The following is a 24,545-nucleotide window of genomic DNA, read 5'->3' as shown; positions in this document are numbered from 1 at the left end:
GGATAGGGCGCAGTCTAGGAACGCAGCATCATTCTGAAAAATTCATTTTCATTCACAGGCTATGCAGAAAAGATATGCCATGCTTTCCGCCTTGCACCGTGCAGCCCCAGGAGTCCCCGCATGTCGCGCCCGTTGAACTTCCGCCAGATCGAGGCCTTTCGCGCCGTGATGCAGACCGGCACCACCACCGCCGCCGCGGCGCTGCTGCACACCACGCAGCCCTCCGTGAGCCGCCTGCTCTCGCAGATCCAGCATGCCACCGGGCTCAAGCTGTTCGACATCCACAAGGGCCGGCTTCGCCCCACGCACGAGGCACGCCAGCTGTTCGACACGGTGCAGCGCCACTTCCTGGGCCTGGACCGCATCGAGCAGAGCGTGGCGGTGCTGCGCAAGTCGGGCGCGGGCTCGCTGCGCGTGGGCTGCACGCCGGCGCTCGGGCTCAGTGTGATGCCGCAGGTGATCCATGCGTTCTCGCGATTGCACCCCGAGGTGCACGTCAACCTGCAGACCGTCGGCACGCACGCCTTGCGCGAAGGCCTGCTCTACGGCCTGTACGACGTCGCGCTCAGCACCGCCGCCTTCCACGACCCGCAGCTCGACGCGGTCAGCCTGCACAAGGCGAGCGCGGTGTGCGTCGTGCATCCCGGGCATGCGCTGGCGCACCGCGACGCCGTCCACGTGCGCGACCTGAAGCAGCAGGTGCTGCTCACGCTGAATGCCGACGACGAGATCCACCAGCAGTTCCAGCGCACGCTGCAGCAGCACCGCATCGAATGCGCCGCCACGGTCGAGACGACCTATTCGGTCACCATCTGCATGATGGCGGCGCAGGGCACCGGCGTCGGCATCGTCAACCCCTACGTGGCCTCCGTGTTCGCGCGCGACCTGAAGATCCTGCCGCTGTCGCCGCGCTGCCCGGTGGAGGTGTCGATGGCGTTCTCACCGCAGTCGGCACCTTCGGCTATCGCCGAGGAGTTCACCGCGCGGCTGCGCGACCACTTCCAGGCCTTCGTGATGCCCACTGCACGGAGGACGCAGAAGGAGCGCGCCTAGGCCGCCGCGAGGTAGCTGCTGTGCAGGATCTCCGGCCGGCTGCGCAGTTCTTCCGATGAGCCCGCAAAGGCCATGCGCCCGCGCTCCAGCACATAGGCGCGGCTCGACACGGCCAGCGCCACGGTCGTGAACTGCTCGATCAGCAGCACGCCCACGCCCTCGCGCGCGACCTGCTGCACCACCTCGACCAGCCGCTTGACCACCGCGGGCGCGAGCCCCAGCGAGAGTTCGTCGATCGCGAGGTAGCGCGGCTTGCCGATGAGTGCCTGTGCGATGCAGACCATCTGCTTCTGTCCGCCCGACAGCGAGCGCGCGGGCAGCGCGAGCTTCACGCGCAGCTCGGGGAACACACCGAGCACGCGCTCGACCGCATCGGCCACCGTGGCCGCGGGCAACGCAGTGGCGGCGGCGCGCAGGTTGTCGAGCACCGACAGCTCGCCGAGCACGCGATGCCCCTCGGGCACCACCGCCACGCCCAGCGCGCGCACGCGCTCGGGCCGCTGGCCGTGCAGCGCGTGGCCCTCGACCTCGATGCGCCCGCCCGTGAGCGGCAGCACGCCGCCGATCGCCATCACGGTGCTCGACTTGCCCGCGCCGTTGGCGCCCAGCAGCGCCGTCACCTCACCCGGCGGCACCTGCAGGTCGATGCCGTGCAGCACGGCCTTGCCGCCGCGCTGCAGGCGCAGATCGGTCACGTTCAGCATGGGGTGGTCACTCCGTTCCCAGGTAGGCCTTGCGCACGGCCGGATCGTCGAGCACCTCGCGCGTGGGGCCGAGCGCGAGGCGGCGACCGAAGTCGAGCACCAGGGTCTGCGTGCAGGTCGCGGCGATCAGGTCGACGTCGTGGTCGATCAGCAGCACCTGCGCGCCGCAGAACGCATGCACCGCGCCGATCGTGCGGCGCAGCACGCCGGCTTCCTGCTCGGTGAGGCCCGCGCCGGGCTCGTCGAGCAGCAGCAGCTTGGGCGCACCGACCAGGGACTTCGCGAGCTCGAGCATGCGGCGCTGGAACAGGTTGAGGCGGTGGCCCATGACGGTCGCCACGTCGAGCAGGCCCGTGTGCGACAGCGCGCGCGCCACCTGCGATGTTGCTTCGCCGCGCGCATGCGGCACATGGTCGAGCAGCGCGCGCACGTTGTCCCACACGCTCAGGTCTTCCACCACCTGCTCGGTCTGGAACGAGCGGCGCAGGCCGAAGCGCACGCGCGCGATGGGCTTCAGGCCCAGCAGGTCGGTGCCGTCCACCGCCACGCGGCCGGCACTCGGCGACACGAGGCCGCTGAGCACGTTGACCAGCGTGGTCTTTCCCGCACCGTTCGGCCCGATGAGGCCGCACACGGGCGCATCGAGCTGCGCCGTGAGCGCGTCGATGGCCTTGACGCCGCCGAAAGCGACGGTGAGATCGTCGATGCGGATCATGGCGCGGCGTCCTTGTCCTTCGGTGCGGCGAAGCGCTGGCGCACCGCATCGAACACGCCCGCCAGTTGCCCCGCGATGCCGCTCGGCGCGGTGATGAGCGCATGCAGCAGCGCCACGCCGAAGAAGATCATCGCGAGGTAGCCGTTGACGCCGAAGTCGGTCAACAGCGCCGGCACCGCGCGCAGCAGCAGCCCCGCGATGAGCGCGCCGGCCCAGTGGTACACGCCGCCCACCACCGTCAGCGCGAACAGCATCACCGACTCGCCGGCCGTGAAGGCGCGCCCGTCGAGCTGCCCCACGCCGCCCGCGAGCAGCGCACCGGCCACGCCCGCGCAGAAGCCCGCGAGCCCGAAGGCCCAGGTCTGGTAGCGCAGGATGTTCACGCCGGCGGCCACGGCCGCCGCCTCGCCGCGCCGGATCAGCGCCCACGAGCGGCCCGCGCGCGTGCGCCGGTGCAGCTCGATCAGCGCCAGCACCGCGGCCAGCCACACGGCGACATAGCGGAAGTACGCCGCGTCGGACAGCGCCAGCGCGGGCCGCGGCATCATCAGCCGCTCGCTGCCGAACACGCGGCCCAGCCAGCCCGCGCCGCCATCGGGAAAGCCCGTCACGTTGACGACCACCTGGAAGCCGCCCGCCATCATCATCGTGACGAGCGCCAGGTACAGCCCCTTGAGCCGCAGCGCCGGCAGCCCCGCGAGCATGCCCACGACGCACGACAGCAGCCCGCCCGCGAGCACCGACAGCTCGAAGGGCCAGCCCAGCCCGTGCCCCGCGCGCAGCGCGACCCAGCCGCCCGCGCCGAGCAGCGCGTACTGGCACAGCGACACCAGCCCGAGCTGGCCATAGAGCAGCGCCACGCCGGCCGCCGCGACCGACAGCGCGAGCGACGACGTGAGCGTCTTGATCCAGTACGCGTTCGCGAACCACGGCACGGCCCAGCCGATCAGCAGCACGCAGGCCACCATGAGCACGAGCGAGCGGCGGGCGCGGCGCGTGGCCTGCGCCAGCGCGGCGGGTGCTGCTGCGTCGGACGCGGGCATGGCGCCTTCGAGGATCGACGCGTTCATGCCGACCGCGTCCCCGCGCGGTAGAACACGATCATCGCCAGCGCAATGAGGAACGGCGTGGCCGTGCGAAAGGCCGCGAAGCCCGGCACCGTGATCGCCAGCGCCTCCAGCACACCGATGGCGATGCCGCCCGCCACCGTGGCCGGCAGCGAATGCAGCCGGCCGATGATCGCGGCAGCAAAGGCCGGAATCACGAGAAAGGTCAGCAGCGTGGCCTGCAGCCGCACGATGTTGGCCAGCAGCAACCCGCACACACCCGCGAAGGCACCGCTCAATATCCACGCCACGGTGTCGACGCCGAGCACGCGGATGCCCAGCAGCGCGCTCAGGTCGCGGTCGTTGGCCAGCGCGCGCATCTTCAAACCCACGCGCGTCTTCGACAGCAGCAGGCCGACGCCGCCCATCATCAGCACTGCCAGCGCCAGGCCGAGTGCGCGCGTGTGCGTGAGCCGCACCTCGACCTCGCCCAGCACGAATTCGAGCGCGCCGCCGTCGGTCGGCAGCACGAGGCGGCGCGGCTGCTCGCCCCAGGTCCATTCGGTAAAACCCACCACCACGAGCGCGAAGCCCAGCGTGGCGATGCTGCGGATGGTCGGGTCGCGGTGCGACAGGCGCGGCGCCAGCAGCCGCCCGTAGGCCAGCGACAGCGCCATGGCCGCGAGCACCGCCGCGCACCACGCCAGGCCCTGCGGCCAGTCGGCTTCGAGCAGCGTCCAGGCCACATACGCACCGAGCGCGCCGACGGCGCCGAACGCGAAGTTCAGCACGCCCGACGAGCGATAGAGCACCACCAGCCCCACGCCCGAGAGCGCATACACCGCGCCCAGGCCCAGGCCCGAGATGACGAAAGGCAGGTAGTCCTCCATGGCCCGGCGCGCTTACTTCAGGCCCATCTTCTGCTCGTCGGCACGGATGTCGACCAGCTCCGGGTCGTCCGCCGTGAGGCAGCCGCCGGGCGCAAAGCGCCAGCCGTTGCCGTCGGGGCTGGCCATGGGGCCGCTGTTGTTGGCGTTGTGGCGGTTGCCGCTGCCCACGTAGAAGGGCTTGCACAGGATGTCGCTGCGGAAGTCGCTCACCTTGCGCAGCGCGTCGGTCACGCTGGCGCGGGTTATCTGCTTCGGGTCCATCTTCAGCATCGCCTGCGTGGCCAGGCGCGCGGCCAGGTAGCCGGCCTGCGAGAAGGTGTCGCGCGGGTCGCTCTTCGCGCCGTGCTTGTCCATCACGGCCAGCCAGTTCTTGTTGTCGGGCCCGGCCGACTCGAGCGGGTTGAATTCGAGGTTGACGTCGAAGTTGCCCTTCCAGTACGGCCCGATGGCCTTGGGCACGTCGACGTTGTAGGCCGGCGCGGCCGACACGAAGTGGATCTTCTTGCCCAGGTTCTGCTGCTCGGCCGCGGCCAGCATCGGCACGAGGATGCCCTTGGGCACGTTCATGATGATCGTGTCGGGCTTCTTCGCGGCGGCCTGCAGCATGGTCGAGGTGGCGTCGGCCGAGCCGGGGTCGATGGTGAGGGTCTCGACCGTCACGCCGTTCTTCCTTCCCCATTCCTTCGGCCCTTCGCAGGCCCAGTTGCCCAGGCTCGGGATGTTCGGAATGATGCAGACCATCTTCTTCGCCTTGTACTTCTGCGCGGCGTACATCGCGGCGATGGTGGCCGACACGCGCGGCCCCGCATTCACCGGCACGTAGTTGCGCGCGTTGAAGCACTCGCGCGGCACGCCGGTGCCGGCGATGACCATCACGCCCTCGTCGGCGTACATCTTGGCGTTGGCGCCGCACTCCACGAAGCTGGTGCTGCCCACGAGCGCGACCACCTTGCGGTCCTTCACGAGCTTGGAGGCCACCTGCGCGGCCGTCTCGGGGTTCCACTGGTCGTCGAGCACGAGGTAGTCGACGGGCCGGCCATGGATGCCGCCGTTGGCGTTGACGCACTTGAAGTACGCGGCCGCCGCCTGACCCGAGGCGCTGAAGTCGTCGGGGCCGGTCTTGCCGACCACGGCGCCGATGGGAATGGGCTCACCCGTGGCGGGCTTGCCGGTGTTGAGGCCGCAGTCGGGGCCCGCCTGCGCCCAGGCGCCGCTGAAGCCGGCCAGGCCCAGCGCGCCGGCAACGGCCGACAGCGCGATTCGTCTTTTGCTTTGCATGAGGTGTCTCCTTCTTTCTTGGTGATCGAAACCGGGGGCGGGGCTACACCGCCATGCACACGCTCTTGAGCTCGGTGAAGCTCTCCACCGCCGCGCGCCCCAGGTCGCGCCCGCTGCCCGACTGCTTCACGCCGCCCAGCGGCAGCGCGTTGTCGAGCACGTTGTGCGCGTTGACCCAGACCACACCCGCCTGCAGGCGCGGCACGATGCGGTGCACAGCCGAGAGATCGTTCGACCAGACGCTGGCGGCCAGGCCGTAGGCGCTGTCGTTGGCCAGGCGCACGGCCTCATCGACGTCGTCGAAAGGCACCACGGTTGCGACCGGGCCGAACACTTCTTCGCGCGCGATGCGCATCGACGGCTGCGCGTCGACGAACACGGTGGGCTGCACGAAGCAGCCGCCGTCGAAGGCCTGGCGCCCGCCCGTGACCAGCGTGGCGCCTTCGGCCACGGCGCCGTCGATGTGCGCCATCACGCGCGCCAGATGGCGCTTGGACACGAGCGGCCCGAACTGCGCCTTCGGGTCGAAGCCCGAGCCGATGTGCAGGCCCTCGGCCGCCTGCGCGAGCCGGCGCACCACCTCGTCGAACAGGTTGCGCTGCACGTACACGCGCGAGCCTGCCGTGCACACCTGGCCCTGGTGAAAGAAGATGCCGTTGGCCGCGCCCTGCGCCGCCGCCACCGGGTCGGCGTCGCCGAGCACGATGAGCGGCGACTTGCCGCCCAGCTCGAGCGTGAAGCGCGCCATGCTGTCCACGGCCGCGTGGCCGATGTGCCGGCCCACCGCCGTCGAGCCGGTGAAGCTGATCTTGCGGACGTCCGGGTGCGCGGCGAGCGCCGCGCCGGCCGTGGCGCCGCGCCCGCACACCACGTTGAGCGCGCCCGGCGGAAAGCCCGCCTCCAGCGCCAGCTCGGCCAGCCGCAGCGCGGTGAGCGGCGTTTCTTCCGAGGGCTTGAGCACCACGGTGCAGCCGGCCGCCAGCGCGGGCGCCACCTTCCACAGCGCGATGGCGAGCGGAAAGTTCCACGGCACGATGGCCGCGACCACGCCCACCGGCTCGCGCCGCGTGTACGTGACCCACTGCGCGCCGGGGATGCCGATGGAGTTGTCGAGCGTCTGGCCTTCGAGCTTGGTGGCCCAGCCCGCCATGTAGCGCACGAACTCCGCGCCCGCGCCCACGTCGACCATGCGCGCGATGCCGCGCAGCTTGCCGCTTTGCAGGGTTTCGAGCGCGCTGAGTTCGTCGGCGTGCGATTCGATGAGCGTCGAGAGCGTGTACAGCATGCGCTCGCGGTCGGCCGGGCGCAGCGACTTCCACGCGACGCTCTCGAAGGTGCGGCGCGCGCCGGCGACGGCGGCGTGCACGTCGTCCGCGTCGCTGTCGGGGGCCTCGGCCACGGTCATCTCGGTGGCCGGGTCGACCACCGGCAGGTACTGCCCGTTGCGGGGCACGACCTCGTGGCCGTCGATGTGGTTGCCGCGGCGGCGCTGCGCCAGCAGGCCCACCTGGCCGAGGTGTTCGATCGACAGGTCGCGCAGATTCATGGGCGGGCTCCGGGAAGGGATGCGAAGGATGCGAAGGAAAGCGGCGTCACGGCTGCATGGCGCGCGCGACGAGCAGCGTGTCGGTGAACTGCTCGAAGCGCCGCACCTTTCCGCCCTGCACCTGCCACACATGCGTGACGCGGGCCTGCATCGGCTTGCCCGTGGTGCGGTGGCGCGCGTGGTAGTCGCCGATGCCGACCACGGTGTCGCCGCCGTCGACCAGCCGCTCGAGCACGAAGCGGTAGCCCTCCCACTCGGCGCCGAGCACCTGGAAGACCTTCTCGACCACCTGCGCGGGGCCGACGTGCGTGCCGGCGCAGGGAAAGCCGGCCATCTCGGTCCACTGCACGTCGTTGGCCACGTCGGCGAACATCGCGGCGAGGTCGTGGCGGTCGGAGGCGGCGTAGTGGTCGGCCACGATCTGGTAAGGGGTGCGCATGACAAAAAGCTCCTGGACAACGGTGAAGTCAGACGGGCCCGAACTCGGGCGGGTAGAAGGTCTGCGAGGCCTTGCGCATGAAGGCGCCGGCGGGGTTGTTGGCGATCGCGCCGGTGCCGGTGAGCCCGAGGAACTTGCCGGTCGAGCGGCCGTTCGCGAAGTCGAAGAAGAACACCGACGCGACCGGAATCAGGAACTCGCGGAAGGTGAAGACGTACTGGTCGTCGTCGAACTTCCAGTAGCTCGCGAGGTCGACGTCGCCGTGGCCGCGCTGCACGCCCACGAGGCACTGCCAGGCGTAGCGCTCGGCGCTCAGGTAGGTGTGCTCGTAGGTGTGGTTGGGGCTGTAGGTCTGCCAGGTGCGCAGGCCGATGAGGTCGCGCGTGGCGTGCGGCGCGAGGCCGGTGGCGGCGCCGCCTTCGAGCGTGCCGGGCCAGAAGTCCTGCGGCACGCGCGGCTGGCCCGCGGCCTCGTCGGCGCCGACGATGCGGCAGCGGATGGCGAGCACGCGGCGCGTGCGCGTGTTGAGGACGACGGTCAGTGCCTCGCTCGGGCGGCTGGCCTGCGTGATATCGAGGAAGAAGGTGTCGGGCGCGACCTCGATGGCCTCGTACCAGTCGCCCTGGCCTTGCCCGCCGCGTGCGCCGTCTTCGTGCCAGTCGAGCGTGTGCTGCGCGCGCGGCTGCAGCGTGAGCTGGAAGCCGGGCAGCGCGAGCCGCAGCGTCTGGCCGGCGAGTGCGTCGGTGGCGGGCAGGCGGTTGGTTGCGATGCCGAGGGCGAACTGGTCGTAGGTCTTCCAGTCGGCGGGTTTCGTGGTGTCGGTGCTCATGGCGTCTTTCCTTCTTCAGGCGTCGTGCGCGAAGGCGATGGTGGGCAGGTCGACCGCGGACGCGCCGCCATCGACCATCAGCGAACTGCCGCTGACCATCGCGGCCAGCGGCGAGGCGAGGAACAGCACGGCGTTCGCCACGTCGTCGGGACTCGCGGCGCGGCCCATCGGCACGTCGCGCGTGACGAGGGCGTAGGCCGCGTCGGCATCGGTCAGGCGGTATTTGTCGACGAGCACCTGCATCTGCTCGTCAGCCATCTCGGTGCGCACCCAGCCGGGGCACACGGCGTTCACGCGCACGCCCTGCTGTCCGTAGTCGCGCGCCAGCGAACGCACGAGGCCGATGAGTGCGTGCTTCATCGTCACGTAGCCGACCACGCCCGGCCCCGCGAAGTGGCCCGCGAGCGACGAGAGCACGACGATGTTGCCGCGCCGCGCGATGAGCTCGGGCAGCAGCTCGCGTGCGCAGACGAAGGCGGTGTCGAGGTTCAGGCGCGTGGACAGCGCCCACGAGGCGTCGTCGGTCGAAAGCGCGTCGCCCACGCCGTGGCCGCCCGCGTTGGCGACCAGCACATCGACACCGCCGAAGCGTTCGCGTGCGGCGGCCAGGGCGCGTTGCACGTCGGCAGTGTTCGCTGCATCGCCCGCCACCGCGAGCCCGCCGAGCGTCGACGCCACCGCTTCGAGCTGCGCGAGGCGGCGCCCCATCAGCACCACGCGGCCGCCCGCGGCGACGAACTGTGCGGCCACCGCCGCACCGATGCCGGTGCCGCCGCCGGTGATGAAGGCGACCTTGCCGGCCATGGAATTCGGGGAACTCATTCGCTGTGTCTCCTGGTTGGGAAGGACTCTAGGTTTCAGTGCGCTTCGGCGATTGACCGAGCGCGCAACTTCAGTTGCCCGACAGCGCGAAGTCGGCGCAGCGCTCGGCCAGCATCACGGTCGGTGCGTTGGTGTTGCCGCTGACGAGCGAAGGCATCACCGAGGCATCGCACACGCGCAGCTTCGCCACGCCGTGCACGCGCATGCGCGCATCGACCACGGCCATGGCGTCGCGGCCCATGCGGCAGGTGCCGCTCGGGTGGTAGACGGTCTTGGCGCGCTCGCGCACGTAGGCCTCGAGGGCCTCGTCGGACATGTCGTCGGCGGCCGACGGCGCCAGCTCTTCGGACACCACCTCGCGCAGCGCCGGCGCGCGCAGGATGCGGCGTGCCAGCTTCACGCCGCGAACCAGCGTGTCGACATCGGCCTGCGCCTGCAGGTAGCCGCCGTCGAACAGGATCGGCGCCATCGGGTCGGCGCTGCGCAGCGCCACGCGCCCGCGCGACTGCGGACGCAGGAAGCAGGGGTTGATCGACAGGCCGTGGCCGGCCAGCGGTGCGCGGTCGACATCGCCCACGAGCACGGGCAGCACGTGGAACTGCAGGTCTGGCCGGCCTTCGCCGGTGGTGTCGACGAAGCCGCCGCTCTCGACCACGTTCGACGTGAGCAGGCCGGAGCCGAACATCATCCATTGCAGGCCGTGCTTCAGCGCCGCTAGGCCGCGGTCGTTGCCCAGCAGGCTCACGGGCTCGCGCGTGCGGCCGTAGACCGACACCTCCAGGTGGTCCTGGAAGTTCTCGCCCACGCCGGGCAGGTCTTTCACCACCGGCAGGCCCAGCGCCTGCAGCTGCGCGCCGGGGCCGATGCCCGACAGCAGCAGCAGCTTGGGCGAGGCGAGCGCGCCGGCCGAGAGGATCACTTCGTCGCGCGCGGTGGCGACCACCTCTTCGCCGCTGCCGTTGCGGCCCGTGCGGTAGACCACGCCGGTCGCCGCACCGTCCTGCGTGAGCACGCGCAGCACGTGCGCGCCCGTCACCACGGTGAGCTTCGGGTCGTCGCGCACGGCCGCGAGGTAGGTGGCGGCGGTGCTCGCGCGCCGGCCTTCGAAGGTGGTGGTCTGGTAGAAGCCCACGCCGGCCTGGGCGGCGCCGTTGAAGTCGTCGTTGTAGGCCAGGCCGCTTTGCTGCGCGGCGCGCAGGAAGGCCAGGCTCAGCGGATGGCGAAAGCGCGTGTCGCTCACCTTCAGCGGCCCGTTCGTGCCGTGCAGCTCGCAGGCGAAGCGCGCATTGCCCTCGGCCTTGCGGAACCACGGCAGCACGTCGCGCCAGCCCCAGCCTTCACAGCCCTGCGCCTCCCAACCGTCGTAGTCGGCGGGCGTGCCGCGCACGTAGACCATGGCGTTGACCGAGCTGCCGCCGCCCAGCGTGCGGCCCTGCGGCACGAACATCTTGCGGCCGGCGGCGGCGGGTTGCGGCTCGCTCTCGTAGGCCCAGGTGCGCTCGGTGCCGATCACGCGCACGAAGGTGGCGGGCATGTGGATGAAGCGGTCGTCGTCGGGCGGGCCCGCCTCCAGCAGCAGCACGCGGCGCCCGGCGCGCACCAGCCGGTGCGCCAGCACGCAGCCGGCCGAGCCGGCGCCCACCACCACCACATCGAAAACCTGCTGCGCCATGTCTGTTCCAGACCGAAGTTGTTGTCGGGAACGGATGCTCGCGGCTGGCGCGCGCCCTGGCGCATCGGGGCGGGTTGATGCAACGCAAAGTGCGCTGTCGGTCAACTCACGGCGAACGCGGGGGGCCCTGCGACAATCGGGCCATGCCTTTCGCCCCTTTGCAAAACGACACCTTCCTGCGGGCCTGCTGGCGCCAGGCCACCGATCACACGCCCGTCTGGCTCATGCGCCAGGCCGGCCGCTACCTGCCTGAATACGTTGCCACGCGCGCCAAGGCCGGCAGCTTCATGGGGCTGGCCACCAACACCGACTACGCCACCGAGGTCACGCTGCAGCCGCTGGCGCGCTACCCGCTCGACGCGGCCATCCTCTTTTCGGACATCCTCACGGTGCCCGACGCGATGGGCCTGGGCCTGTCGTTCGAGGCCGGCGAAGGCCCGCGTTTTGCGCGCCCGGTGCGCGACGAAGCGGCCGTGGCCGCGCTCGAAGTGCCCGACATGGACAAGCTGCGCTACGTGTTCGACGCCGTGGGCTCGATCCGCAAGGCACTCAACGGCCGCGTGCCGCTGATCGGCTTCTCGGGCAGCCCGTGGACGCTGGCCTGCTACATGGTCGAAGGCGCGGGCTCGAGCGACTACCGCCTCGTGAAGAGCATGCTGTACGGCCGCCCCGACCTGATGCACCGCGTGCTCGCGGTCAATGCCGATTCCGTGGCCGCCTACCTCAACGCCCAGATCGACGCCGGCGCGCAGGCCGTGATGATCTTCGACAGCTGGGGCGGCGTGCTCGCCGACGGCGCCTTCCACGAATTCAGCCTGGCCTACACCGCGCGCGTGCTCGCCGGCCTGAAGCGAAACGGCCCCGACGGCCAGCCGGTGCCGCGCATCGTCTTCACCAAGGGCGGCGGCCTGTGGCTGGGCGCCATGCGCGCGCTCGACTGCGAAGTGCTCGGCGTCGACTGGACCGTGAACCTGGCCGCCGCGCGCCGCCTCGTGGCCGAAGGCACCGAGGACAAGGCCAAGGCGATCCAGGGCAACATCGACCCGAACGTGCTGTTCGCCCCGCCCGCGGCCATCGAGGCCGAGGTCGGCAAGGTGCTGCAGGCCTTCGGCAAGCCCCACACCGACCGCACCACGGCGGGCCCGACGCACATCTTCAACCTGGGCCACGGCATCAGCCAGTTCACGCCGCCCGACCACGTCGCGGCGCTGGTCCAGGCGGTGCACGATCAGTCGCGCGCGCTGCGCACTTGAGCTAACAAATGTGAACTGCCGACCGCCCGGTTGGCAGACTCAGCGCCCCCTGAAAGCCAGTCGCCCGGCGTTTGTCAAGCCCTAAAACGGCCCCGGACGCCCGACTTATGCACAAAACGCGTGTTGCACTGCGCAAGATTATCTGAGGGGGCATTGGTTCTGCTCCTAAACCAATAGCGACGCTAAGTGGTTGATTTATATAGGTTTTGATTTTTGCTTTTTTTACAGGCATTCCAGCGGAAGCCTTGAAAATCAAGGCTTCGGCGACTATCCAGCCGTCTTGTCAACAAAGTTATCCACAGAAACTCTGGATGACCGCCAAAGCGCTGTGAAATCAACAACTTAAGCGGTCTTGCTCCAAAACGCATTAACAAACCTTGCCAAAAAGGACGCCCAGCCCCTCCATCGAATCGCCGCCCGAAGCCGGCGCGCCGACGGTCACATCCGCCACAAACGTCTCCTGCCCCTGGCGACTCGACATCGCGGTGCAGACGCCCGCGCATGCGGCGCTCGGTGACCTGCTGAGCTACGCCGGCGCCGAGCCGCTGGTGCCGGGCACGCTGGTGCGGGTGCCGCTGGGCAAGCGCGAGGTGCTGGGCGTGGTCTGGAACGAGCCGACCTCGCTGGAGGGCGCCGAGCCCGACATGGCGCTGAAGCCCGTGGGCGCGGCGCTCGACGCGTTGGCGCCGCTGGGCGAGGCCTGGCGCGACCTGGTGGCGTTTGCCGGGCGCTACTACCAGCGCTCGATCGGCGAGATCGCGCTGGCCGCCCTGCCGCCGCAGCTGCGCGACCTGAGCACGACCCAACTGGCGCGCCGGCTCAAGCGCAAGACCACGGCCGGGCCGGTGGCCGAAACCGCCGAATCCGCGAACCTGATCGCCCTCTCCGAAGAACAGTCGGCCGCGCTGGCCCGCATCGAGGCCGAGACCGGCACCTTCCTGCTGGTCGGCAGCACCGGCAGCGGCAAGACCGAGGTCTACCTGCGCTGCGTGGCCGACCTGCTGGCGCGCGACCCCGAGGCGCAGGCGCTGGTGATGGTGCCCGAGATCAACCTCACGCCGCAGCTCGAGGCCCGCTTCAAGGCGCGCTTCGGCGACGAGGCCGTGGTGTCGCTGCACAGCGGCATGACGAACCCGCAGCGGCTGGCGAGCTGGCTGGCGGCGCACAGCGGCGCCGCGCGCATCGTGCTGGGCACGCGCATGGCGGTGTTCGCGTCGATCCCGGGGCTGAAGCTCATCGTGGTCGACGAAGAGCACGACCCCAGCTACAAGCAACAGGAAGGCGCGCGCTACTCGGCGCGCGACCTCGCCGTGTGGCGCGGCCAGCGCGAAAAGGCCAAGGTGATCCTGGGCTCGGCCACGCCCTCGCTCGAGAGCTGGCACCAGAGCCGGCCGCCCGAGGGCGACGACCCGGGCGGACGCTACGTGCGGCTGGCCATGCCTTCGCGCATCGGCGCGGGCGCGCTGCCGGCCGTGCGGCTGGTGGACATGAACCTGCAGCCGCCAAAGACGGTGATCTCGGGCGCGCTGCTCGACGCCATCGGCCAGCGCATCGCGCGCGGCGAGCAGAGCATGATCTTCCTGAACCGGCGCGGCTATGCGCCGGTGCTGGCCTGCGGCGACTGCGGCTGGAAGAGCGAATGCCCGCACTGCAGCGCCTACCGCGTGTTCCACAAGATCGACCGCACGCTGCGCTGCCACCACTGCGGCTTCACCGAGCGCGTGCCGCGCGCCTGCCCGGCCTGCGGCAACCCCGACATCGCGCCCGTGGGCCGCGGCACCGAGCGGCTCGAAGAGCACCTGGCCGAGCTGTTCGCGGGCGTGAAGCATGCGGACGGCAGCGCGGTGCGCATCGCGCGCATCGACGCCGACAGCACCAAGAAGCAGGGCGCGCTCGAATCGCAACTGGCCGCCGTGCATGCGGGTGAGGTCGACGTGCTCGTCGGCACGCAGATGATCGCCAAGGGCCACGACTTCCGCCGCATCACGCTGGTGGCCGCCGTGAACCCCGACGGCGCGCTGTTCTCCAGCGACTTCCGCGCGCCCGAGCGGCTGTTCAGCCTGCTGATGCAGTCGGCCGGCCGCGCGGGCCGCGACGCCGCCTACCTCGCGGCGCAAGGCGCCAAGGCCGAGATGTGGATCCAGACGCACCATGCGCCGCACCCGCTGTTCGCGGCGCTGCGCCGGCATGACTACGAGGCCTTCGCCAAGCAGCAGCTCGAAGAACGCCAGGCCGCTGCCATGCCGCCCTTCGCGTTCCAGGCGCTGGTGCGCGCCGATGCGCGCGAGCAGGCGGTGGCGCAGGGCTTCCTGAACCTCGCGGCCGACCAGGCCGAGGCGCTGCCCGGCGCCGACCTGGTCACACGCTACCCGGCGGTGCCGCTGGCGATCCAGCGCGTGGCGAACGTGGAGCGCGCGCAGATGCTCATCGAAAGCCCCTCACGCGCTGCGCTGCAGCGCCTGCTGGCCGCCTGGCAGCCGCTGCTTCACGAACTGCGGCGCACGCCCGAGGGCAAGGGCGTGATCCGCTGGCTGGTGGACGTGGACCCGCACAGCATCTGAGCGCGGCGCGCGCGCCTGCGCCTGCTTCAGCGCGGACGCAGGATGCGGTTGCGCAGGCCTTCGGGCTTGTGCAGCAAGGGTGCGGCGGGGCCGGCGGCGGCACTCCTGGCGAGGCGACCGCCGGGCACGGCAGGGCAGACACCCGTGACCTGATGCGAGAGCGCGGCGGCCAGGCGCGCCTCCGCCGGATCGCCGAGCGCATGGCCGAAATCGTCGGGCATGGCGCAGGTGGGAGCGATACCGTCCGGGTAGTCGCCGAACCCCTTGGCGTTCACGCCCTGGAACTGCACACTGAAATAGGTGGTGCCGCAGTTGTCCTGCGGATAGAAGCCGTAAGGCTTGCCGCAGGTGGTGCCACCGATCTGGATCACGTCGATGTCGATGCCGCGCAGGCCGTTGATGAACGCCTCGCTGGCCGAGCAGGTGTCGGGGCCCGTGAGCACGTAGACGCGTCGCAGGTCGAGGCTGGGCAGGGGAAGGGGCGGGTCGATGGGAGAAAGAAAGCCCAGGGTGGTGGCCCAGAACGGCGTGGGCGCGAGCGCGTCGCCGGTCACCGGATCGCGCTCGGCGTGCTTGTTGTTGAACCGCATGGTCTCGAAGGTCTTGCCGCGCGTCTGCGCCTCGCCGGCGACCATGAAGGCGAGTTGGCTGGCCAGGTCCACGTAGCCGCCGCCGTTGTAGCGCAGGTCGACGACCAGCTCGGTGGCCCGCTGCGCGCGCAGATGCTCGATGGCCGCCTTCAGTTGCAGCTCCGCCGTCCCGATGTGGTCGTTGAACTGCAGGTAGCCGACCGTGCGGCCCCCGTGCGGGAAGGTCTTGACGTTCTGGACAGGCACCGAGGTCACGGCGGTGGCCTTCAGCGTGACCTCGCGCTCGATGCCGCTGACGACGTCGCGGACGGTGAAACGCGTGAGCGTCCCCGGCGCGGCGGGAAAAAGCCCCGCGTTGATGAGGTCGATGCCTTTGTCCGTGTTGTCGTTCACGAAATCGGTGTCATTGACCTTGAGTACCTGGTCGCCGCGCCGCAGGCCGACACCCGGCACGGATGCGGGGGAGCCGGGCTCCACATAGGCCACGAGCAGATCGCGTGGCGGGCGGTTGGCAAACATCGCCCACTGCGCCCCATAGCCGACGGACGCGCCGGCGCGCACGAGCGCATCCCACTCCTCGGTGGTGTACGTGAAATGGAACTGGTCCTTGTCCCTGCCCGAAGGCGTCACGGCGTGGGTCTTGAGCAGGTCGAAATAGTCGGCCGTGGCGTACAGCGCCGGGTCCAGGTCCGGCACCTCGTCGTACCAGAGGTAGGTGTCGTTGGTCCACGACCGCAGCCAGTTGTTCTCGTCGAGCGTGCGGCCGGTCTTGTCGGCGAAGGGCTTGCCGTCGGGGTCGGTGCCGGTGCGCGGCGCCGCGCAGCGGTCCTTGTAGAGGCTCGCGGTCCGGAACACGCCCTCGACCCACGGCGCGTTGCGCAAGGCATCGCCGTCGTCGGGCACGTCGGGTGGTGCCGTGGGTGGGGTGGTGGCAGGCGGCGGGGTGGCCGTGCCGCTGTTCGGCCAGAAGCTGACACCCGAGCCCCCGTCTCCCCCGCCACCGCACGCGACGAGCACGGCCATCGGAACGGACAGCAGCAGAAGGCGGGCGAAACGAAAACGCAGAGGAAAAAGAGACACGGCGAGGTTCCTGGAGGGCGGTAAGGCGCCGCCATCCTAGGAAGCTCTGCGTCGTTGCGCATTGGACCAAAGTCCTAGGCGCTGCACGAACGCGCCGCGTCGGTCTTCAGTGATAGCCGGTGGGCTCCTTGCCCATGTCGACGTAGCGCAGTTCGTTGTGCCGTCGCCGCGCAATGCTGTTCGGCCAGGCGAACACGACGAGGCTCAGCGCGGCCAGCGCGAGCGCGGCGCCCGTGCCGATCGTGCCGGCATGCCAGAACCAGCCCACCGCAGCGAGCCAGGCCAACCACATCAGGATGCGAACCAGTATTGCCATCGCGCGCCCCACTTGGACCCTTCACACCTTGGACTCGGAACCACTGTAGCAGTGCAACTGCATACGCAAGCATTCATCTGAAGAGATAACGCACGGTATGCCTTTAGACATGCCCTGGGATTACCCCGAAATAATCTGCAAAAAGAGTTGACGGTACCCCCGCCCTTGCACAAGCTGTGCCTGTGCGGTTCCATCGCTGGGTCCGCGGTGTTTCGTGCCCGCTCGCTTGATGCAAAGGTCGCCGTGAAATCGTCGTCTCTTCTGGCTGGGGTTGCTGTGGCTGTCGCCGTGTCGCTTTCGTACCTTGCCGCTGCGGGGTCCGCGGGCGCGGCGGAGCTCGAACTGCAGGGTCGGCGGCTGGTGGTGTCGGGCACGCTCGACGGCAGCAAGGTCAAGGCCTTCACCGAACTCCTGAGCAGCGGCACGGTGCGTACCGTGGTCTTCGAAGACTCGTTCGGCGGCACCGCCGAAGCGGCCGGCGCGTACGCCGACGCGATCCGCGAGAGCGGCGTGCAGACCGAGGTGCGCGGCCATTGCATGGCGGCCTGCGCCTACGCCTTCCTGGCCGGCAAGACGCACCGCTTCGGGCACGGCCTGCAGGTCAACGGCATCCTGGTGCCGGTGGCGACCCGCCCCACGGCGGCCGAGCTGGCGGTGCGCTGGCGCGGCGAGGAAGCCCGCAAGACGCTGGCCGATTTCACGCCCGCCCCCGGCGCCACCGACGCGGCGCGCCCGATGGAAGCCACCGCGCCCGCCCCCAAGGACAACTGGCAGCCGGACCACGGCGTGCTCTTCACGGCCAGCCCGACGCTGTTCGGCCGCATCTACAACACCTACTACTGCGACGGCACGCAGGGCCGCGACTTCTCGAAGTGCGAGCGGCTCTCCGACGCCGATCCGTACAAGCTCGGCGTGCTGACCGAGTGACGCCCCCGGTCAGCGCAGCGCGCCGACCGCCACCGGGAAGGTGAAGAACGCCGCCACCGTCGTCCACAGGATGATGCGTGCGATGCGGCCGTTGTCGGCGCCGAAGCGCTCGGCCAGCATCGACACGTTGCTCGCGCTCGGCAGCGCCGCGACCAGCACGATCACAGCCAGCGCCGACGGTGCCAGCGGCAGCCCCAGCGCGATGGCGCCGCGCCCCAACGCCCAGACCGCCAGCGGGTGCAGCACCAGCTTCACGAGCACCACGGGCAGCACGTCGGCCAGCGGCGCTTTCGGCGTGGGCCCGGCACCGGTGCCCATCGCCGCCGCCACCATGGCGCTGGCGCCGTGCTCGCGCGCCAGCAGCGCCGAGCGCGCCAGCACCGCGCCGATGGTGAAGAGCGCCACGGGCGAGGCCGCGTCGGCCAGCATGGCGATGGTGCGTTCGACCGGCCCGGGCAGCGGCCAGCGCACCGCCGACAACAGCACGCCCAGCAGGATCGACCACGGCATCGGGTTCACGAGGATGCCGCGCAGCGCCTTGCGCGCGGCCAGCGTGGCGCCGTGCCGGCCCGCGCTGCCGGCACCGTCGAGCCGCGACAGCGCGATGCACAGCGACGAGGTCACGACCAGGTCGAACGCGATGGTGATGATGATCGGCCCGGCGGCCTGCGCGCCCAGCAGCGCCACCAGCAGCGGAACGCCCATGAAACCGGTGTTCGGAAAGGCCGCCACCAGCGCGCCGAAGGCCGCGTCGTTCCAGCCGATGCGCGCATTGCGCGTGAACAGCACCACGCCCGCCACCACGGCCAGCGCGCAGATGCCCCAAATCAGTGCAACGCTGCCGTCCAGCAGCTGCGCGATGGGCGTGCCGGCGCCGAAGCGCAGCAGCATGCAGGGCAGCGCGAAATACAGCACGAAGGTGTTGAGCCCCGGGATCGCCTCCAGCGGCAGGATGCGGGTGCGGGCGGCGGCATAGCCGGCCGCGATCAGGGCGAAGAAAGGAAAAGTAACAAGGAAAACAGGCAGCACGCCGGCATTGTCGTCCTCCTTCGTCGCGCGATGCCCGCTGACACGGGCGGTCGGAGCCGGGCCCGTATCATTGCCCGCTTTGCGACGGCCGCGCCCTGCGGCCCCTCCTGCCTTTTTCGCGTTCCCGCTTTCCCGGTTCCCCCCTCCCCCATGTCCCACGGTCTCAATCTCGCCCAGCAAGAAGCGGTCAACTACATGCACGGTCCCTGTCTGGTGCTCGCGGGTGCGGGCTCGGGCAAGACGCGCGTGATCACGCACAAGATCGGCCGGCTGATCCAGTCGGGCCTGAAGCCCGAGCGCATCGCGGCCATCACCTTCACGAACAAGGCGGCCGCCGAAATGCGCGAGCGCGCCAAGGACCTGATCGGGCGCGACGCGCGCAAGGTGGTGGTGTGCACCTTCCACGCGCTGGGCGTGCGCATGATGCGCGAGGACGGCCACGTGCTGGGCCTGAAGAAGGCCTTCAGCATCCTGGACGCCGACGACGTCACCAAGATCCTGAAAGACTGCGGCGGCACCGTCGACATCGCCACCGCCCGCATCTGGCAGTGGACGATCAGCAAGTGGAAGAACATGGGCCTGAACGCTGCGCAGGCCGCGGCCGCCGCGGTGGACGACAACGAGCGCATCACGGCCGAGATCATGGTCCAGTACGAAGAGCGGCTGCAGGCCTACCAGAGCGTGGACTTCGACGACCTCATCGGCATGCCGCTGAAGCTGCTGTACGAGTTCCCCGAGGTGCGCGCGAAGTGGCAGGCCATGCTGGGCCACATCCTCGTCGACGAGTACCAGGACACCAACGCCACGCAGTACGAAGTGCTCAAGGCACTGGCCGGCGAGCGCGGCCAGTTCACGGCGGTGGGTGATGACGACCAGTCGATCTACGGCTGGCGCGGCGCCACGCTGGACAACCTGAAGAAGCTGCCGGTCGACTACCCGACGCTCAAGGTCATCAAGCTGGAGCAGAACTACCGCTCCACCAGTGCCATTCTTCGCGCGGCCAACAACGTGATCGGCCCCAACCCCAAGCTGTTTCCGAAGACGCTGTTCTCCGAACTCGGCGAAGGCGAGCCGGTGCGCATCGTCGATGCCGACACCGAGCTGCACGAGGCCGAGCGCACGGTGGCGCGCATCATCAGCCTGCGCGCGGGCGACACGGTGTCGCAGGGCAAGCAGTACAAGGAGTTCCGCGACTTCGCGATCCTGTACCGCGCCAACCACCAGGCCCGCATCTTCGAACAGGCGCTGCGCAAGGCGCAGATTCCCTACAAGGTGTCGGGCGGCCAGAGCTTCTTCGACCGCGCCGAGATCAAGGACCTGTGCGGCTGGTTCCGCCTGTGGGTCAACAACGACGACGACCCGGCGTTCCTGCGCGCCATCACCACGCCCAAGCGCGGCATCGGCCACACCACGCTGGCCAGCCTGGGCAGCTTCGCGAGCCAGTACAAGCTGAGCCTGTTCGCGGCGCTGTTCAGCCCCTCGCTGCCGAGCGTGATCCCCAAGCGCACGCTCGACGGCGTGCACGAGTTCGGCCGCTACATCAACGACCTGGAGTACCGCGCGCGCCGCACCATGGGCGCCGAAGCCTCGCGCGCCTTCATGCTCGAGTGGCTCAAGGAGATCGACTACGAGCGCCATCTGTACGAAGGCGAAGACAGCGAGGCCGCGGCCGCCACGCGCTGGACCAACGTGCTGGAGTTCGTCGACTGGATGTCGCAGCGCGCCGGCGGTTCGCTCGACGACGCCTCGGGCGCCGACGACACCAACCCGAACGAGCACAAGAGCCTGCTCGAGGTGGCGCAGACCATCTCGCTGCTGTCGACCATCAGCGAGCGCGAGCAGGACCAGAACGTGGTCACGCTCTCGACGCTGCATGCGTCCAAGGGCCTGGAGTGGCCGCACGTGATGCTCATCGGCGTGACCGAGGGCCTGCTGCCCTTCAAGCTCGACGACGACAACGGCCGCCAGAAGGTGGTGAGCGACGAGACCACGCAGCGCCTGCAGGAAGAGCGCCGCCTCATGTACGTGGGCATCACGCGCGCGCAGCGCAGCCTGGCCGTGAGCTGGACCAAGAAGCGCAAGCAGGGCCGCGACATGGTGCCCTGCATGCCCAGCCGCTTCATCGCCGAGATGGGCCTGGACAAGGCCACGACCAAGGAAGACCCGCGCGAGAAACTGAAGGCGCTGCGCGCCGAGTTCGCACGCAAGGCGCTGGACAGCGCGGCCAAGGCCGCCGCCACGCCATGAGGACGACGGCGACGGTCGCAGTCGCGCTGCTTGCCGCCGCCCTCGCGGCCGGTTGCGCAACGCCCCGCGACCCCAACTGCCCCGCCGACGCACGCGAGCTGCCACTGCAGGCGCTGTACGGCCAGTGGGACGCCCGCTTCGACGACCTGCCCGGCACGGCCGTCGTGCAGCTGGGCAAGCACCCCGAGTACGCCGGCGTGCGCGGCACCATCACGCGCCGCGCCGATGCCTCAACGAAGACGACCGTCGCGCAGCTCGCGGGCGATGTCGACGACGAGGGCGCGCTGTCCATAGACGAATCGCTGGACGGCCGCGCCATCAGCGGCGTCTGGTCGGGCACGCTGCAGCCCGGCGCCTGCGGCCGCGAGTTCCGCGGCACGTGGCGCGATGCCGCGACCGAGCGCACGCACCCGTTCGTGCTGCGCAAGACCGTCGCACAGGAAGGAAAGCCATGAAGACGACACGACGACACCCTGCTTCTTTGTTCACGCTGCGCACCGTGGCCGCCGTGGCCGCATGCCTGGGCGCCGCATCTGTCGCACAAGCACAAGCCGTCGACAAGCCCGCCAGTCCGCTGGCCGACGCGCAGCTCACCTGGCAGCAGTGCGCCGCGCTCGGCGCGAACAACGAAGCGCGCCTGGCCTGCTACGACCGCTGGTCGCAACAACAGACGCTGCCCTCGGTGTCGGTGCCCGTGGCGCCGCCGGTGCTCGCGAGCACGCAACCGCCGGTGGACGGCACGATTCCGGCCACGCGCGTGGTCTCGGTCGCCACCACCGAAGGCTGCCGCGACCGCCAGTACTCGACGCTGTCGCGCTTCTGGGAACTCGAGAACGCCACCGACTGCGGCACCTTCGGCTTCCGCGGCTACCGCCCGCTCACGGTGTCGGCATCGGCCGCCACCGACAAGCCCCAGCCGCCGACCTCGCCGTCGGCCGGCCACACGGCCGAGCCCGTGGCCTACCAGGCGAACGAGATGCGCATCGGCCTGTCAGTGCGCACCAAGCTCGCGCAGGGCATGCTCACGCAGAACGACCCGATCAAGAAGGACTCGCTGTGGTTCGCCTATTCGCAGCAGTCGACCTGGCAGCTGTTCAACGGCTCGATCTCGCGGCCCTTCCGCACCACCGACCACGAGCCCGAGCTGATGTATGTCTACCCGACCGACGTCCACCTGCCCGGCGGCTGGCGCTGGCGCTATGCGGGCGTGGGCATCGTGCACCAGTCGAACGGCCAGAGCCTGCCGCTGTCGCGCAGCTGGAACCGCGTGTACCTGATGGGCGGCGCCGAGCTCGACGACCGCTTCACCGTCACGGGCCGCGTCTGGCAGCGCATGTCCGAAAGCGCCGCGAAGGACGACAACCCCGACATCGCCGACTACATCGGCCGCGCCGAAGTCACGGGCCGCTGGAACCTCAACCGCGACAACCAACTGGGCATCACGGTGCGCAACAACCTGCGCGACAGCGGCCGCGGCTCGGTGCGCCTCGAATGGCTGAAGGCCATCGGCGACCCAACCAAGAGCAACCTGCGTTTCCACACGCAGCTGTTCCATGGCTATGGCGACACGCTGGTGGACTACAACCGCAAGCGCACCGTGCTCAGCATCGGCTTGAGCCTCGTGGACTTTTAACTCGCCCCCAGTCTTCGCGCACTTCGTGTCGCTTCGCCAACCCCCACCGGGGGCAACACCAGCGGCCCGGCAAAGCCGGTTCCGCGGTGTTCCACCGGAAGATCGCAAGGAAGGATCGCTAAATGAATCACGACCTGTCTCCCGTCGATGCCACGCAGCGCGAGATCATCGCGGCCCTGCACGTGGCGCCCGTCTTCGATGCCGCCGCCGAACTCGCGCGGCGCACCGACTTCCTCGCCGACTACCTGCGCAGCACCGGCCTGAAGACGCTGGTGCTGGGCATCAGCGGCGGCGTCGATTCGCTGACCGCTGGCTGCCTCGCGCAGCGCGCGGTCGAGAAGCTGCGCGCCGAAGGCCGCGACGCCACCTTCATCGCGATGCGCCTGCCCTACGGCGTGCAGCGCGACGAGGCCGAGGCGCAGGCCGGGCTGGCGGTGATCCGCCCCGACCGCCTGCTGACGGTGGACATCCGCCCCGCCGCCGATGCGATGCTGGCCGCGCTGCGCGCCGGCGGGCAGGCCTTTCGCGATGCGGCGCACGAGGACTTCGTGCTCGGCAACATCAAGGCGCGCCAGCGCATGATTGCGCAGTTCGCGGTGGCCGGCGCGCACGACGGCCTCGTGATCGGCACCGACCACGCGGCCGAAGCGCTGATGGGTTTCTTCACCAAGTTCGGCGACGGCGCGGCCGACATCACGCCGCTCACCGGCCTCAACAAGCGCCGCGTGCGCGCCGTGGCGCAGCTGCTCGGCGCGCCCGATGCGCTGGTCTACAAGGTGCCCACGGCCGACCTCGAGTCGCTGGTGCCGGGCAAGCCCGACGAAGACGCCTTCGGCGTGAGCTACGAGCAGATCGACGATTTCCTCGAAGGCAAGCCGGTGTCGGCCGCAGCGCGCGCGGTGATCCTGTCGACGCACCGCAAGAGCGCCCACAAGCGGGCGCTGCCGGTCGAACCGCCCGTACTTGGGTAACAAACGGATCACATTGAAGTCCCCGAAAGGGATGCTTCGATGCATGTGTAAAGCATCGGACGAAAAAAAGTCGCGAAATACCAGCCTGAGAGGGACTTGATTAACCTTTAGGTATCAATTGGTGCGCTTTTGTCTGCAAGAATTTTGGACGACCGGACACACAGTCCGGCCTTCTGGAACCTCATGCTTGACGTAGTGAAACCCGAAATCCTGGTGGTCGACGACGATCCCGAAGTCTGCGAGACGCTGGTCGACCTGCTGGAGTCGTCGGGCTTTCGCGCACAGGCCGTGCCGGACGGCCTGGCCATGGCAGCCCGGCTCGACCAGCGCGCCTTCTCGCTCGTGATCATCGACCTGCGTCTGAAGAAGGAAGACGGCATCGAGCTCGCACGCCAGCTGCGCACGCGCTCGCGCATCCCGATCATCATCCTCACCGGCCAGGGCACGGCCGCCGACCGCATCCTGGGCCTCGAAACCGCCGTCGACGATTTCATCGCCAAGCCCTTCGACAACCGCGAACTGGTCGCGCGCATCCGCGCGCTGCTGCGCCGCTCGGCCGAGACCGGCATGCCGCGCTCGCTGCGCACCGACCGCCTGAGCCACGAACGCTATCTGTTCGGCCCCTGGACCCTCAACATCACCGCGCGCGAACTGCTGCACGGCGACGGCACGCCCTGCGACCTGACGCACGGCGAGTTCGCCCTGCTCGAGGTCTTCGTGCTGCATGCGAACCGCGTCATCGACCGCGAGCAACTGCTGCTCAAGACGCGCAGCGCCCAGTCGGACGCCGTGAGCCGCACGATCGACGTGCTGGTGTCGCGCCTGCGCCGCAAGATCGAAGAAGACCCGGACCATCCGCGCTTCATCTGCACGGAACGCGGCGCGGGCTACCGCTTTGCCGCGAACGTGGTGCGCTGCTGAGGCAGCAGCGCCCGCACCCGCCC

The 24,545-nt window shown here is 69.8% G+C and carries 21 protein-coding genes and 1 pseudogene; 9 read left to right on the top strand and 13 right to left on the bottom strand.

Going from position 1 to position 24,545, the window contains the following annotated elements:
* Positions 1-120: 120 nt before the first annotated feature.
* On the top strand, positions 121-1,053 hold the full coding sequence (locus tag AC07YS_RS29655) for a LysR substrate-binding domain-containing protein (protein ID WP_495269929.1): 933 nt from the start codon (positions 121-123) through the stop codon (positions 1,051-1,053).
* Here the strand turns inward: AC07YS_RS29655 and AC07YS_RS29650 are convergent.
* From AC07YS_RS29650 to AC07YS_RS29605, 10 genes and pseudogenes are all read right to left on the bottom strand, one after another.
* Entirely contained in the window at positions 1,050-1,757 is a 708-nt protein-coding gene (locus AC07YS_RS29650) for an ABC transporter ATP-binding protein (protein WP_062476237.1), read from the bottom strand. The genes AC07YS_RS29655 and AC07YS_RS29650 overlap by 4 nt on opposite strands.
* A 7-nt stretch (positions 1,758-1,764) precedes the next feature.
* Complete coding sequence (locus AC07YS_RS29645) at positions 1,765-2,472, bottom strand: ABC transporter ATP-binding protein (protein ID WP_307636010.1); 708 nt, start codon at positions 2,470-2,472, stop codon at positions 1,765-1,767.
* The gene (locus AC07YS_RS29640; RefSeq protein ID WP_495269930.1) at positions 2,469-3,542 is read right to left on the bottom strand and encodes a branched-chain amino acid ABC transporter permease; all 1,074 of its coding nucleotides are present in this window, start codon (positions 3,540-3,542) and stop codon (positions 2,469-2,471) included. Before AC07YS_RS29640 ends, AC07YS_RS29645 begins: the two co-directional genes overlap by 4 nt.
* Positions 3,539-4,408, bottom strand: a complete 870-nt coding sequence (locus tag AC07YS_RS29635; protein WP_495269931.1) for a branched-chain amino acid ABC transporter permease — start codon at positions 4,406-4,408, stop codon at positions 3,539-3,541. The genes AC07YS_RS29640 and AC07YS_RS29635 overlap by 4 nt, the downstream gene beginning before the upstream one ends.
* A 12-nt stretch (positions 4,409-4,420) precedes the next feature.
* Positions 4,421-5,686, bottom strand: a complete 1,266-nt coding sequence (locus tag AC07YS_RS29630; RefSeq protein WP_495269932.1) for an ABC transporter substrate-binding protein — start codon at positions 5,684-5,686, stop codon at positions 4,421-4,423.
* A gap of 43 nt (positions 5,687-5,729) precedes the next feature.
* Positions 5,730-7,232 carry an aldehyde dehydrogenase family protein gene (locus tag AC07YS_RS29625; RefSeq protein WP_495269933.1) on the bottom strand — a complete coding sequence of 501 codons (1,503 nt, stop codon included), beginning with the start codon at positions 7,230-7,232 and terminating at the stop codon, positions 5,730-5,732.
* Positions 7,233-7,278: 46 nt separating this feature from the next.
* Positions 7,279-7,671 (bottom strand): nuclear transport factor 2 family protein, encoded by a 393-nt coding sequence (locus AC07YS_RS29620; RefSeq protein WP_095949463.1) that lies wholly within the window; start codon positions 7,669-7,671, stop codon positions 7,279-7,281.
* A 28-nt stretch (positions 7,672-7,699) separates the two neighbouring features.
* A complete protein-coding gene (locus tag AC07YS_RS29615; RefSeq protein WP_495269934.1) occupies positions 7,700-8,500 on the bottom strand; it encodes a MoaF C-terminal domain-containing protein in 801 nt (266 codons plus the stop codon).
* A 15-nt stretch (positions 8,501-8,515) separates the two neighbouring features.
* Complete coding sequence (locus AC07YS_RS29610) at positions 8,516-9,322, bottom strand: SDR family NAD(P)-dependent oxidoreductase (protein WP_495269935.1); 807 nt, start codon at positions 9,320-9,322, stop codon at positions 8,516-8,518.
* 79 nt (positions 9,323-9,401) lie between these two features.
* Positions 9,402-10,994: pseudogene (locus AC07YS_RS29605) on the bottom strand (GMC family oxidoreductase); the annotation flags it as partial.
* Positions 10,995-11,137: 143 nt separating this feature from the next.
* Here AC07YS_RS29605 and hemE point away from each other — a divergent pair.
* Together hemE and priA are read left to right on the top strand one after the other, a co-directional pair.
* Complete coding sequence (gene hemE / locus AC07YS_RS29600) at positions 11,138-12,247, top strand: uroporphyrinogen decarboxylase (RefSeq protein WP_095743469.1); 1,110 nt, start codon at positions 11,138-11,140, stop codon at positions 12,245-12,247.
* 479 nt (positions 12,248-12,726) lie between these two features.
* Positions 12,727-14,808, top strand: a complete 2,082-nt coding sequence (gene priA, locus AC07YS_RS29595) for a replication restart helicase PriA (RefSeq protein WP_495269937.1) — start codon at positions 12,727-12,729, stop codon at positions 14,806-14,808.
* A 26-nt stretch (positions 14,809-14,834) separates the two neighbouring features.
* Here priA and AC07YS_RS29590 read toward each other — a convergent pair whose 3' ends face one another.
* A complete protein-coding gene (locus tag AC07YS_RS29590; protein WP_495273785.1) occupies positions 14,835-16,478 on the bottom strand; it encodes a S41 family peptidase in 1,644 nt (547 codons plus the stop codon).
* 106 nt (positions 16,479-16,584) lie between these two features.
* Complete coding sequence (locus tag AC07YS_RS29585) at positions 16,585-16,794, bottom strand: hypothetical protein (RefSeq protein WP_062476199.1); 210 nt, start codon at positions 16,792-16,794, stop codon at positions 16,585-16,587.
* A 288-nt stretch (positions 16,795-17,082) separates the two neighbouring features.
* Here AC07YS_RS29585 and AC07YS_RS29580 point away from each other — a divergent pair, with 288 nt between their 5' ends.
* Positions 17,083-17,721 carry a hypothetical protein gene (locus AC07YS_RS29580; RefSeq protein WP_070063936.1) on the top strand — a complete coding sequence of 213 codons (639 nt, stop codon included), beginning with the start codon at positions 17,083-17,085 and terminating at the stop codon, positions 17,719-17,721.
* Positions 17,722-17,730: 9 nt separating this feature from the next.
* On the opposite strand, the gene AC07YS_RS29575 is transcribed toward AC07YS_RS29580, so the two are convergent.
* The gene (locus AC07YS_RS29575) at positions 17,731-18,750 is read right to left on the bottom strand and encodes an AEC family transporter (protein WP_495270317.1); all 1,020 of its coding nucleotides are present in this window, start codon (positions 18,748-18,750) and stop codon (positions 17,731-17,733) included.
* A gap of 150 nt (positions 18,751-18,900) precedes the next feature.
* Between AC07YS_RS29575 and AC07YS_RS29570 the strand changes: the two genes are divergently transcribed.
* From AC07YS_RS29570 to AC07YS_RS29550, 5 genes are all read left to right on the top strand, one after another.
* Positions 18,901-20,997: an ATP-dependent helicase gene (locus tag AC07YS_RS29570; RefSeq protein ID WP_062476196.1), complete on the top strand. Its 2,097-nt coding sequence runs from the start codon at positions 18,901-18,903 to the stop codon at positions 20,995-20,997.
* On the top strand, positions 20,994-21,452 hold the full coding sequence (locus AC07YS_RS29565) for a hypothetical protein (protein ID WP_369631110.1): 459 nt from the start codon (positions 20,994-20,996) through the stop codon (positions 21,450-21,452). The genes AC07YS_RS29570 and AC07YS_RS29565 overlap by 4 nt, the downstream gene beginning before the upstream one ends.
* Positions 21,449-22,630, top strand: a complete 1,182-nt coding sequence (locus AC07YS_RS29560) for a phospholipase A (RefSeq protein ID WP_369644870.1) — start codon at positions 21,449-21,451, stop codon at positions 22,628-22,630. The genes AC07YS_RS29565 and AC07YS_RS29560 overlap by 4 nt, the downstream gene beginning before the upstream one ends.
* A 122-nt stretch (positions 22,631-22,752) precedes the next feature.
* The gene (nadE, locus tag AC07YS_RS29555; RefSeq protein ID WP_492733705.1) at positions 22,753-23,601 is read left to right on the top strand and encodes an NAD(+) synthase; all 849 of its coding nucleotides are present in this window, start codon (positions 22,753-22,755) and stop codon (positions 23,599-23,601) included.
* 183 nt (positions 23,602-23,784) lie between these two features.
* Positions 23,785-24,522, top strand: coding sequence for a response regulator (locus tag AC07YS_RS29550; protein WP_070063911.1), 738 nt, complete (start codon positions 23,785-23,787; stop codon positions 24,520-24,522).
* The last annotated feature ends 23 nt before the right edge of the window (positions 24,523-24,545 follow it).

It is taken from the genome of Variovorax sp. GW458-11-26-14-LB1 (assembly GCF_059423965.1).
Note: the sequence above shows the minus strand (reverse complement) of the source record. Positions and strands in the feature narration are given on the sequence as shown.